This is a genomic window from Salinispora pacifica CNR114 (assembly GCF_000514775.1).
GTDB lineage: Bacteria > Actinomycetota > Actinomycetes > Mycobacteriales > Micromonosporaceae > Micromonospora > Micromonospora pacifica.
Map to the genome: position 1 here is coordinate 1 of NZ_KI911468.1, position 11206 is coordinate 11206.

The window sequence follows — 11206 nt, forward strand, 5'->3', positions numbered from 1 at the left end:
CGAAGTAGCGTACGGCGGCGAACTCGGCTTCGATCCAGTTCAGCCAGGACGCGTACGTTGGTAGGAACACCAGTTCGACGTGGTTGGCGGTGCACCAGGTGCGGACCTCGGGGTGTTTGTGTGGGGAGAAGTTGTCGCAGATCAGGTGCAGCTTCTGGTCGGGCCAGCGGGCGCGCAGGGTCTTCAGGAAGGACAGGAACTCGCGCCAGCGTTTGCGGTCGCGGATGCGGTAGTGCAGCCTGCCGGTGGCCAGGTCGAGGGCGGCGATCATGTGTCGTACGCCGTGGTCGCGGGTGTAGGTAGCGCGTAGTCGCACGGGGTTTGCCTGGGGTCGCCAGGCCCGGCCGGGGCGGGGTTGCAGGTTCAGCGGTCCGAACTCGTCTACGCACAGCACACGGCCGCCCGGCGGCGGGTGGTCGTAGAGGTGAAGGATCCGGCGCATCTTGGTGGTGAAGTCGGGGTCGGTGCTGGCTTTCCAGGTCTTGGTGGCCTGCCATGACACGCCACGTTCGTGCAGGACACGGCGCACGGTCTCGACGCTGATCGTGGTGATGTAGCCGGTGGTGATGAGGTAGTCGCGCAGTTTGGCCAGGGACCAGCCCGAGAATGGCTGGCCGAGGAAACGGGGGTCGCACCGGGCGATGACGCAGATCCAATCGCGGGTCTGCTCATCGATCCGTCTCGGTGCACCCCCGCTCTATTTTGGGCTCAGTGCGTCGAACCCCCGCTCGTTGAACGCGTGGATCACTTCGCGGACGTAGTCCTCGCTGGCCCGGAGCAGGTGAGCGATGTCCGGCGCCGGCTGGCCCTGCGCCGACATCAGCACCACGATCGCCCGCCGCAGCTTCACCGGATCCTTCGCCGTCCGGCTGATCTGCTGCAACCGCTGGCCCTCGGCCATCGACACCTGCCGGACGAACACTTCCGGTCTTCTACCCACCGGCCACCACCTCCCACACGAGCACTGGGAGACAGCTTGCCTGATCCGTCCTCAGAACCGACGCGTTACCCAATCAACGTTCAAAGACGAGGCACTAGGCGCAACCGGTGGTCAGCCGCAAAGGCCTCCGGCATTCGCCGGAGGCCTTTGACCTCGATAATTGTCGCTAGCGTTACGGGGTGTCATCGCCTGCGGTGAGTGGTTCGGGTAGGGGTGCGCTGTGCACGACGTCCAACCGGGAGACGGCTCGAGTGAGGACGACGTACAGGCGGTGCAGTCCACGGGCCTCGGCCGCGACGATCTCTGCGGGCTCGACCACCACGACGTGATCGAATTCGAGGCCCTTGGCGAGGATCGCGGGCACCATGGTGACCCGTGGGTCGGGACTGTCGGAGCCGGCATCCGTCACCTCGATGCCGGCCTTGCGCAGCGCCTCGGCGAGACTGTTCAGTCGATCGCTCGTCGAAATCACCGCGACGGAGCCTTCCCGGGACAGTGCTGCCTGCACGCGGGACACGGTCGCGGCAACGGGCTCGGGCGAGTGGTGCACGTGGAGCTCGCCGTCGCGCCGTACTGACGTGGCTGCCGGCACGGCGATGTCCAGGTGTGGCAGCAGTTGGTTGGCGAAGCCGAGGACAACCGCGGGTACGCGGAAGCCCATAGTCAACGCGGTGACCGGGGCGTCCGGCTTGCCCAGGTGGCCCATCTGCTCTTCCCAGGCGGACGCCGCCCACGCGCTGGTCCCTTGGGCGAGGTCACCCAGCACGGTCAGCGAGCCGTGTCGGCTGCGCCGGGCCAGCACCCGGCACTGCAGCGGAGACAGGTCCTGAGCCTCGTCCACGACGATGTGCCCGAAGCCGTCGGGGTGGTCGATGGCCCCGGCGATCTCGTCGAGCAGCACCAGATCCGCGGCGGACCAGGAGGCGCTCTTGAAGCTGCGCGGGGGCCGAGCCCAGAGCAGTGCCGCCTGCTCGTCCGGGGTCAGGATGCCGTCAGCGGCGGTGGACAGTGCCGTAGCGTCGCTGAACAGGGTCGCCAGCAGTTGTTCGGGGCGCACCTTAGGCCAGCATGCGTCGAGCACTGCCGTGAGAGGACGCGCCCGGCCGGTCTTGTCCAGCCACTTCCGGTTCGGTGATTCAGCATGGTATTCAAGCTGCCGTTGCAGCAGGGCCACGAAACGCGTCCGGAGGCGCTCGCGTCCGACGCCGTAGGGCAGGTCTTCGCCGCGCACCACCTGCAGTTCGCGTACCAGGGCATGGACCGGCACTCGCAGGCGGAGCGAGCCGTCGGGCAGAACGATGCCCTCGGTGGGTTCGCTGATCAGGCCGGTGAGTGCTCGTTTGATCACCTCGGCCATGCGGATGTCGTGTTTCACCGCAGCGGCTTCGTCGCTGTCCGTGTCCCGCGCCGGCTCGTCGTTCAATACGCCTTCCAGGGTGCGCTGTTGGACCTCGACCTCGCCGAGAGCCGGCAGGACGGCTGAGATGTACTGCAGGAACGCCGGGTTGGGGCCGACGACCAGTACACCTGTGCGCTTGAGTTGCTTACGATGCGCGTACAGCAGGTATGCGGCACGGTGCAGGCCGACGGCCGTCTTGCCGGTACCCGGTCCACCTTGGACGCACAGCGACTGGTCCGGATCCGTACGTACCAGGTCGTCCTGCTCGGGCTGGATCGTCGCGACGATGTCCCGCATCGGGCCGACGCGCGGGCGCTCGATCTCCCGTGCGAGCAGCTGACTCGTGGTGCCCAGCTCCTCACCGTTGTCGAGCCACTCGTCCTCGAAGCCGGTCAGCTCGATCGGCGGCCGGTTGCTCCAGCCGAACCGGCGGCGCACCGACACGCCGTGCCGATTGCGGACACTAGCCTGGTAGAACAGCGAGGAGACGGGGGCTCTCCAGTCGATGACCAGCGGTTCTCCCTGTTCGTCGACCACTCTCCGTCGCCCGATGTAGTAACGCTGGCTCCGGTGGTCGCCGGCGTCCGGCTCGTCGGTGAACGCCAGACGTCCGAAATAGGGTGCTCCCTCGGGCTCTTCGGACAACTCCTTGGCGTATGTCTTGAGCATCGTGCCGAGTGCCTCCGCGGTGTAGCGGTCGCCGGCCACGTCCTCTCCGGTGAAGACGCGCATGTGGGCATGGTCGGCCATCCAGCTCAGGGCATGGCGGGTGCGGGCGAGGAAAGTCTGCTCCTCGGCGAGGTCGCGGGCGATGTCGTCCGAGCGCTCGGCAGACCCGGTGGAAGCTGGCGAAGACATGGGCATCCCTTCGAGACGAGCGTGAGCCCTCATGGCGGTACCGCAATACTGTAACCAGGTCACATACTTGGTAATGTCGCAATTATGTCGTAGTATCTTTTGGTGCGATCGCGCGATGGGAGATCAGATGGGCCTGCGAGAGCGCAAGAAGCAACGCACGTTCGACGTGGTGTCCACCCTGGCGGTCGACATGTTCCTAGATCGTGGCTTCGACAACGTCTCGGTCAGCGACATCGCCGCGGCCGCCGAGATATCCAGGCCCACTCTCTTCCGTTACTTCCGGTCCAAGGAGGATCTGGCGCTGCACCGGCTCGCCGACCATGCCGGTGAGCCGGCACGGGTCGTCGCCGCGCGAAGTGCCGGGCAGTCTCCCCTGGACGCGCTGCACCAGCATTTTCTCGACGGACTGACCCGCCGGGATCCGGTGACAGGGCTCAACGACGACCCGGACGTCCTAGCGTATCACAACATGGTGTTCTCGACACCAGCCCTCTCGGCTCGGGTCGAGGAGTTCCAGATCCGCGACGAGCAGAGCCTCGCGGAAGCGCTCGCACCCGCAGCCCCGGACACCATGATGGCCCGGCTCGCGTCTGCGCAGATCCTCGCGGTGCAACGCGTCCTCGCTCGCGTCAACTGGCAGAGGCTTCGCGAGGGTGAGTCGGCGGCGGCCCTGTACCCTTCGGCGACCGAAGCAGCAGACCGGGCGTTCGAGCAACTGCGTACAGGCATCAGGGCTTCCTGAAGTGTCGTTCGCGAGCAGCTGGGCAAGCGCGATCTCGGCCAACGTGCCGTACGGTACGCGTTGCGTCGGTCGTACCTCGTGAGAAGCCGGTCGACGGCCGCCATCGCACCTCTTGGCCGCAGCCCGGACGACCAGGCGCAAGGGCTTCGGTGCTTCGGGCGGTTTTTCCGTCGCGTCGTGGTGATCGTGGCCGGGCCGGCTGCGGGACTTCGCCCTCAACGGCACCGACCACCGCACCCACACCGAGCAGGACACCGCGATCGGCGCCTACATCCGCTGGCGCAACCAACGCGCGAAGCCGAAAACCTCATTCGCCACCGGCTCCAAAATCCGCCACCCCGATTACCNGTTCAAGGCCGCATGACGAGGCACTAGCGGCATCTGCCGCCTGGGTTCAGGTGTTCAGCGCCATGGCGCATCGCCGGTTTCAGGCGCGGACGACTGCCGAACCATGGCGCCGGTTGCACGTAGCCGCGTTGGACCAACTCGGCGCGTAGGGGCTGATCGACTGAACCGGGTCAAAGTTGGACACCGCCTACGTGCGGGGCCACCGGAGACGCGCTCTGAAGAGACGTCAGGTAAATCCGAGCGGGATTCGCAGCCGGATGCGATCCTCGAGGCATGACGAGCCCAGCGCAGGATGACGCCGAGGGGGTATACCTGCGGGAGGTCACCGCGCTGGCCGAGAGTCTCATCGCCGCGGAGGATCCTTACGAGGTAGCCCTGGAGATCCACGGGGTGTCTGCGCATGCGTCGATCGAGGTGGATCCGGCCGGCTTCGTGTACCTCATCTGGGGCGACCTTACCGACCGGGTGGAACTCAAGCCTGACGAGCATGAGCAGGCCATAGCTGAGATGGTCCGGGCAGCGCGGGAGTGGCTATCGCTGGACCTTGCCAATCATGAGGCCGTGGCCAGGTATCTGGACTACTGGGTCTACGACGTGTGCGGCTATGCAAGGCGGGCCGGCGCAGGCGCTGACTGATTGACTGGAGTAGCAGACCGCCAGGCGCCTGCCCTCGAACTGCTACCGCCAAGCGGCCGAGCGGTGTTCACGGGGGCTCACGCCACGGCGGCGCTTGAAGGCGGTGCTGAGCGCGAAGGAGCTGCCGTAGCCCACCTGGCGGGCGACCGCGCCGACGGTGGTGTGTGGCTCCCGGAGCAGGTCGGCGGCGAGGCTCAACCGCCAGCCGGTCAGATAGGACATGGGCGGTTCACCAACCAGTGCGGTGAACCGCCGGGCAAACGCCGCCCGGGAGACTCCGGTTTCGGCGGCCAGTGCCGCCACGGTCCACGGCCGGGCCGGCTCGTGGTGCAGCATTCGCAGGGCAGGGCCGACGACGGGATCGCCGTGCGCCTGGTACCAGCCGGGGGGCTCAGCACCGGGACGGGCGAACCACTCCCGCAGTACCGCGATGAGCAGCAGGTCAAGCAGCCGGTCGAGGACCACCTCCTGACCGGGGTCGTCCTTGCCGATCTCGTCGGCCAGCAACGGGATCAACGGAGAGTCCCAGGAGTCGCCGGGCACGACGAGCAGCGGCGGCAATGCGATCAGCAGCCGCTGGCTGACCGCACCCCACATCGGGTACGTACCGGTCAACAGCATCGTCGGGCCGTCCACACTGTTGCCCCAGGTCCGCACCCCCCACTCGCTCATCCCGCGGAGTTCCCCACCATCCGGGCCGGTGCAGCGTTGGCCGGGATGGATGACGGCCTGCGGCTCCGTGGAGAGGTCGTCGGCGACCCGGTACGGGGCCGGGCCGCGAACGATCGCGGTGTCCCCCGGGGTCAACCGGACCGCCGTGCCCTTCTCCGGCGCGACCCAAGCGTCACCTCGGACCAGGACCACCAGGGTGAGGGGCGCCTCGTCCCGGATTGCCAGGGACCACGGCGGGGTCAGGACCGAGCGCAACAGGAACGCCCCCTGGGCTCGGGGGCCATCCAGAAGACCTACGACCGCGTCCACGTAGACGATTGAACACAAGCTCGCGCGGATTAGCTATGTCCCGTCTCGGGCTGTCGCACTTCACTGGGCTTATGGCAGACCAACGAAAGCAACAGCACACCCTGGTCCTCGGCGGCACCGGAAAGACCGGCCGGCGCATCGTGGCCCGCCTGCGGGGTCAGGGCGTACCGGTGCGGGTTGGTTCCCGCTCCGCCCAACGGCCCTTCGACTGGACCGACCAGGAAACCTGGGCACCGATTCTGCGGGATGTGGACGCCGTCTACCTCTCCTACCACCCGGACCTCGCCGCGCCGGGCGCGCTGAAGACGGTTGCCGCGTTCACCGATCTCGCGGTGGCGGCCGGGGTCTCCCGACTGGTGCTGCTGTCCGGTCGTGGGGAGGAGAGTGCCCGGTCCGCCGAGGAACACGTTCAGTTCGCCGGGGTGGAGTGGACGGTCCTGCGGTCGAGCTGGTTCAACCAGAACTTCAGCGAGGACTATCTCCTGGAGCCGGTCCGCGGCGGTGAGGTCGTTCTCCCGGTCGGGGCCGTGCCCGAGCCGTTCGTGGACGCCGACGACCTCGCCGAGGTGGCCACGGCGGCGCTGACCGATGACAAACATGCCGGGCAGCTCTACGAGTTGACCGGGCCCGGCTACTCACCTTCGGTGAGGCGGTTGCTGAGATCTCCACAGTCACGGGTCGCCCCATCAACTTCGTGCGGGTTTCCCCCGAGGAGTACGCGGACGGCCTCACCGCCGTAGGCGTCTCCGCTGAGGCGATCGAGTTGCTGACACACCTGTTCACGACCCTGCTGGACGGGCGAAACGCCCAGGTGACCGACGGTGTTGCGCGCGCCCTCGGCCGGCCGCCGCGCGACTTCGCCGACTACGCCACGAGCACCGCGGCCACCGGCGTCTGGGGCGGGGCATAGCCTGCGATGACATGCGGATCGACTCAAGCCGCGCCGCTGAGGACAGCGGCCTGAGCCGATCCGCGTGGATCCAGCGGCGGAGTCGCCGCCAGGGTCAAGCGGCGAAGCCACCGTCCACAGCGATGGCGGCACCAGTGACATAGCGACCAGCGTCACCCGCGAGGTGGGCGACGGTCGCGGCGACGTCCGACGACTGGCCGAAACGACCGAGTGCGGTGAAGCTCTGCTGCACATCGGCGCCCTCGGCGTCGGCGGGGTTCATGTCGGTCGCCGTCGGCCCGGGATGGACCAGGTTGACGGTGATCCCCCTGGCACCCAGCTCGCGGGCCAACGACCTGGTCAGGCCGACCAACGCGGTCTTACTCGTCGAATACAGCGAGACACCGGGGAGCGGCACCCGCTCGGCCAGGCAACTGCCGATATTGATGATCCTTCCGCCTTCGGTCAGGTGCCGTACCGCCGCCTGGGAAGCCACGAAGGGTGCCCGAACATTGACGCTCAACACGCGGTCGATGTCCTCCAGTGACATGTCTTCGACCAGACCGCGCACCAGAATCCCCGCGTTGTTGACCACGATGTCGAGCCGCCCGAACTCCGCGACGGCCTGATCCACGGCCGTGCGCACAGCAGTCGGGTCTGCACTGTCAGCCTGGACCGCCCAAGCCCGGCGCCCCAGCGCCTTGATCCGGTCGACGACATCCGCCGCGCGCTCCGCACTGTCCCGGTAGGTCAACGCGACATCGGCGCCATCCGCTGCCAGCCTCAGCGCCACGGCCTCGCCGATGCCACGGCTGCCGCCGGTCACGAATGCCACCTTGCCGCCAAGTACCGCACTCATGTTCGCTCATCTCTCCTGTCGTGTTCGTGAACAAAGTTAGGTTCACATGCTGCGGGCAGGGAGTCTGGCGGCAATCCGACGTCGCGTTTCGGCCGAGAAGCGCCGAGCACGACCCCTTAACGCGACGTGGCGTCTTCGTCTTCCAGATAGGCCGCGGCGGTCCATGCCACCACCGGGTCATCGTCGCGGGACAACCGTCGCAGGACAGGCTGCGCAACAGTTCGAGGCAGCTCCAGAATGGCCTGGGTGAGGCGGCTGCGGGCGGCGGAGTCCGCGGTGGGGCCGGCGAGTTCAACGGCGAGCGCACTCACGATCTTTTCAGCGCGGGCCGGGTCATCCGACAGGGCACCCAGGCACTCGGCCGCCTCGACGTCGTGCCCGCCCTCGACCACCAGGTCGACGAGGGCGGGCACGGCCGCCACCTCGCCCTGCGCACCCAGCGCCAGGGCCGCGTGTCGACGGACCGTCGAGTCCGGGTCGTCGAGGGCGTCCACGAGCACTGCGGTCGCCTCGTCACCGGCCAACTCGGCAACCGCCTGGATCGCACGGCGGCGGATGTCCACGTTCTCGGAGTGGACACCGGACGTCATCGTTGCCAGGGCATCGCCGCCCGCCCGTCCGAGCGCCCAGCGCAGCGCGCCGGCCACATTCGGGTCGGCTTCGGCGAGGACCGCGCCGGCCAGTAGCTCGGCGGGGATCCGTACCTCCTCGGCGGGAGCCAGGGCGCTCCGCTGGCGCAGGGCGGCGCTGGGTGAGTTGAGCCCGGTGACGAGTTCGGTGATGCGCAGGACGTCCGGCCATCCGGTGGGCGCCGCGGCGGCGACCGTACGCAGCCGGTCGAGCAGCTGACGTTCCCGGTCCAGCCGCTCTTCGGTCCAGCTGATCAGGTCGCTCACCAGGCCGGCCGGCGTGCAGGTGGGGTCCTGAAGCGCCTGGGTGATCTGGCGCAGCGACAGCCCCAGCGACCGCAGGCTCTCCACCTGGAACAGCCGTCGTACGTCCTCGTCCGAGTATTCTCGGTAGCCACCCGAGGTGCGACCGGTCGGTCGTACCAGCCCCAGCGAGTCGTAGTGCCGAAGCATGCGGGTGCTCACTCCCGAGCGGCGTGCCACGTCGCCGATCAGCATGGCGATTCCTGCTCCCACCCCATCGGGTCCAGCTTGCCGGCGGCGAGCCGCCGCGCCTCCTCGATGAGCTCGTCGTAATCGGCCTCTGGGTCGCGCAGAAGCAGCAGAGTGGCGTGGGCGTGTTCCCGCGTCCTCGGCTCCGGGCTGTCGACGCCGGCGGCAAGGGCCGGCCGGGCCGCCACACCGAGGCCGACCAGTGCCCGACTGAGGCTCAGCCGCACGTCCCGGCCCCCGCGACCGAGCTGACTGACCAGCTCCGCGGCCAGCGCCCTCTCTTCCCCCTCGGGGACGAGAGCGACAGCGGCCCGCCAGGCCGTCCGCGCGACCTCGTCGTCGGGGTCGCGTAGCAGAGTCCCGACGATCGAGGGGTACACACTCCGGTTATTGATCTTGGAGAGCGAGTGCAGGGCCTGACTACGAGCCTGGGCCTGCTCAGATGTGAGCTCGGCGCGGAGTTTGGGCAGCGTGACCGCCTCCGGCAGGCGGGTGAGTGCCCAGGTGAGCATGTCCCGCACAAAGAAGTCCGGCTCGACCGCGCACCGCCGCACCAGCGCGGTGACAACACTCGGGTCGGGGTACCTGCCGAGCAGCATGGCCGCCTGCAGCCGGGTTGACGACGTCTCGGCGCTCAGGGCCGCCACCGCACGGCGGGTGTTCTGGACCGGGTTCATGGGTAGTACCACCTCCCGGCACAGTCAAGACCTTGTCACGGTGTCAAGGTCAAACGGATCGGTCGAGTCGCCTCGGCTTCACCTGGAAACTGTGACAGGCTGCCGCCGGCACACCCGGACGAGGAGGTGCGGTGACGGAGCAGCCGACATCGGTGCTGATGCTCTCCCTCGGCGGCACGATCGCCATGACCGGCGGCGCTGGCGGCGTCGTGCCGACCCTCACCGCCGAAGAACTCATCGCCGCCGTCCCCGGGGCCGCCGACACCGGCATCGACGTACAGGTCCAGACCTTCCGCCAACTGCCGAGCGCCTCCCTGCGCCTCGACGACCTCACCGCGCTCGCCGCCCTGATCGCCGAACGCACCACGACCGGCGACGTGGACGGCGTCGTGGTCACCCAGGGCACCGACACCATCGAGGAGACCGCCTACCTGCTCGACCTGCTGCACAGCGACGACGCGCCCATCGTGGTGACCGGGGCGATGCGCAACCCGACCCAGGCCGGCGCCGACGGGCCGGCCAACGTCCTCGCCGCGATCCACACCGCCGCCAGCCCCACCGCCCGCGGCCTTGGCGCGCTGGTGGTCTTCGCCGACGAGATCCACGCCGCGCGGTACGTCCGCAAGACACACTCCACCAGTGGCGGCACCTTCCGCTCACCGAACACCGGCCCGCTCGGCCACGTCGTCGAAGGCGCGGTTCGGCTGCTCGCCTACCCACCCCACCGGCTGACCGTGCCGCTGACGGCAGTCACCCGAACACCCCGGGTCGGGCTGCACACCGTCACCGTCGGCGACGACGGAGCCCTGCTCGCCGGCGCCGAGCACCTGGACGGTCTCGTCGTGGCCGGCTTCGGTGTCGGCCACGTACCCCAACTCCTCATCAGCCAACTCACCGCCCTCGCGGCGACGATCCCGGTCGTGCTCACCTCCCGCATCGGCGCCGGGCCGGTCCTGGAAGCCACCTACGCCTTCCCCGGCTCAGAGAGCGACCTGCGGCAGCGAGGACTGATCGGCGCGGGCTTCCTCGACAGCTACAAGGCCCGTATCCTGCTGCACACCCTGCTCGCCGCCGGCGCCGACCACGACACGGTCGCCGCCGGATTCGCCGCCGCCGGTGGCACCGGAGCGCCCGCCCACTGGCCCTGGGCCAGCACCCCCCGACATCGGGCGAAGGTCGATGAGTAGGCCGACACCACCGCCCGCCCCCACCGGATCCGGGGCCACGACCCGGCTCGTCGACCTGTCGCACGTGGTGCGGCACGGCAGGACGACCTACCCGGGCTCACCCGGACCGCACTCCGAGGACCACCTGTCGCGCGAGGAGTCCCGGACCCACTACGCACCGGGCACCGAATTCCATATCGGCCGTGACGCGTACCTCCTCTTTGGAGCGAACCGACACTGATCGACGTTGCTACGATCAGCTGAATGAGCCCCGCACGATTCGAGACCCCCAGGTTCCGGTCCGGTAACCAGGCGGCAGGCAACGCCGGAAGGACGTCGGTCCGATGACAGCCGACGCCCAGGGGCAAGCCGAGGCCGGCGCGGACGTGCACTCACCAGACCACACGATCCGGATCATCGCCTCCCTGGACGGGCAGGTGGACGTACGAATACGGAGTCTGCACCGCCACACCGAGGAGTCGCTGGCCCGGCAGGTACGGGCAGCCGCCCGATTGGCCTTGGCCCACCTACAACAGCCGACCCAGAATGACCAGTCTGGCCAGGACCGCAGTCGCCCGAGCCGGAGGTGA

The 11206-nt window shown here is 68.6% G+C and carries 11 protein-coding genes and 2 pseudogenes; 6 read left to right on the forward strand and 7 right to left on the reverse strand.

The genetic code is table 11. From position 1 onward, the window contains the following. The 3 genes from B118_RS32105 to B118_RS0126910 all read right to left on the reverse strand — a co-directional run. A partial coding sequence (locus tag B118_RS32105) for an IS630 family transposase (protein ID WP_337588136.1) occupies window positions 1–676 on the reverse strand: 676 nt, incomplete at its 3' end. Window positions 677–697: 21 nt separating this feature from the next. Then, on the reverse strand, window positions 698–940 hold the full coding sequence (locus B118_RS33385) for a helix-turn-helix domain-containing protein (RefSeq protein ID WP_238323903.1): 243 nt from the start codon (window positions 938–940) through the stop codon (window positions 698–700). Between the two features lie 172 nt (window positions 941–1112). Next, window positions 1113–3197 carry a HelD family protein gene (locus B118_RS0126910; RefSeq protein WP_028193777.1) on the reverse strand — a complete coding sequence of 695 codons (2085 nt, stop codon included), beginning with the start codon at window positions 3195–3197 and terminating at the stop codon, window positions 1113–1115. Between the two features lie 127 nt (window positions 3198–3324). On the opposite strand from B118_RS0126910, the gene B118_RS0126915 reads away from it, so the two are divergent. Both B118_RS0126915 and B118_RS0126920 read left to right on the forward strand, forming a co-directional pair. Further along, complete coding sequence (locus B118_RS0126915; RefSeq protein ID WP_028185670.1) at window positions 3325–3939, forward strand: TetR family transcriptional regulator; 615 nt, start codon at window positions 3325–3327, stop codon at window positions 3937–3939. A 621-nt stretch (window positions 3940–4560) separates the two neighbouring features. Further along, window positions 4561–4923 (forward strand): hypothetical protein, encoded by a 363-nt coding sequence (locus tag B118_RS0126920; RefSeq protein ID WP_028193778.1) that lies wholly within the window; start codon window positions 4561–4563, stop codon window positions 4921–4923. A gap of 42 nt (window positions 4924–4965) precedes the next feature. Here the strand turns inward: B118_RS0126920 and B118_RS0126925 are convergent, their stop codons facing one another. Then, a complete protein-coding gene (locus B118_RS0126925) occupies window positions 4966–5904 on the reverse strand; it encodes an AraC family transcriptional regulator (RefSeq protein WP_027646008.1) in 939 nt (312 codons plus the stop codon). A gap of 71 nt (window positions 5905–5975) precedes the next feature. On the opposite strand from B118_RS0126925, the pseudogene B118_RS29450 reads away from it, so the two are divergent. Further along, window positions 5976–6814, forward strand: a pseudogene (locus tag B118_RS29450) (NAD(P)H-binding protein). A gap of 94 nt (window positions 6815–6908) precedes the next feature. On the opposite strand, the gene B118_RS0126935 reads toward B118_RS29450, so the two are convergent. From B118_RS0126935 to B118_RS0126945, 3 genes are all read right to left on the reverse strand, one after another. Further along, complete coding sequence (locus B118_RS0126935; RefSeq protein WP_028193779.1) at window positions 6909–7652, reverse strand: 3-oxoacyl-ACP reductase family protein; 744 nt, start codon at window positions 7650–7652, stop codon at window positions 6909–6911. Window positions 7653–7768: 116 nt separating this feature from the next. Continuing rightward, the gene (locus B118_RS0126940) at window positions 7769–8779 is read right to left on the reverse strand and encodes a MerR family transcriptional regulator (RefSeq protein WP_028193780.1); all 1011 of its coding nucleotides are present in this window, start codon (window positions 8777–8779) and stop codon (window positions 7769–7771) included. Next, window positions 8773–9450: a HEAT repeat domain-containing protein gene (locus B118_RS0126945; protein ID WP_028193781.1), complete on the reverse strand. Its 678-nt coding sequence runs from the start codon at window positions 9448–9450 to the stop codon at window positions 8773–8775. The genes B118_RS0126940 and B118_RS0126945 overlap by 7 nt, the downstream gene beginning before the upstream one ends. 131 nt (window positions 9451–9581) lie before the next feature. On the opposite strand from B118_RS0126945, the gene B118_RS0126950 reads away from it, so the two are divergent. From B118_RS0126950 to B118_RS0126955, 3 genes and pseudogenes are all read left to right on the forward strand, one after another. Next, a complete protein-coding gene (locus B118_RS0126950; protein ID WP_018223468.1) occupies window positions 9582–10637 on the forward strand; it encodes an asparaginase in 1056 nt (351 codons plus the stop codon). Further along, a pseudogene (locus tag B118_RS32110) lies at window positions 10630–10821 on the forward strand (cyclase family protein); the annotation flags it as partial. The gene B118_RS0126950 and the pseudogene B118_RS32110, both read left to right, overlap by 8 nt. 139 nt (window positions 10822–10960) lie before the next feature. After that, a complete protein-coding gene (locus B118_RS0126955) occupies window positions 10961–11206 on the forward strand; it encodes a hypothetical protein (RefSeq protein ID WP_018811153.1) in 246 nt (81 codons plus the stop codon).

Coding starts and splice junctions, on each gene's coding strand:
- B118_RS0126910 (WP_028193777.1), bottom strand. CDS start 3,197: ATGTCTTCGCCAGCTTCCACCGGGTCTGCCGAGCGCTCGGACGACATC.
- B118_RS0126915 (WP_028185670.1), top strand. CDS start 3,325: ATGGGCCTGCGAGAGCGCAAGAAGCAACGCACGTTCGACGTGGTGTCC.
- B118_RS0126920 (WP_028193778.1), top strand. CDS start 4,561: ATGACGAGCCCAGCGCAGGATGACGCCGAGGGGGTATACCTGCGGGAG.
- B118_RS0126935 (WP_028193779.1), bottom strand. CDS start 7,652: ATGAGTGCGGTACTTGGCGGCAAGGTGGCATTCGTGACCGGCGGCAGC.
- B118_RS0126940 (WP_028193780.1), bottom strand. CDS start 8,779: ATGCTGATCGGCGACGTGGCACGCCGCTCGGGAGTGAGCACCCGCATG.
- B118_RS0126945 (WP_028193781.1), bottom strand. CDS start 9,450: ATGAACCCGGTCCAGAACACCCGCCGTGCGGTGGCGGCCCTGAGCGCC.
- B118_RS0126955 (WP_018811153.1), top strand. CDS start 10,961: ATGACAGCCGACGCCCAGGGGCAAGCCGAGGCCGGCGCGGACGTGCAC.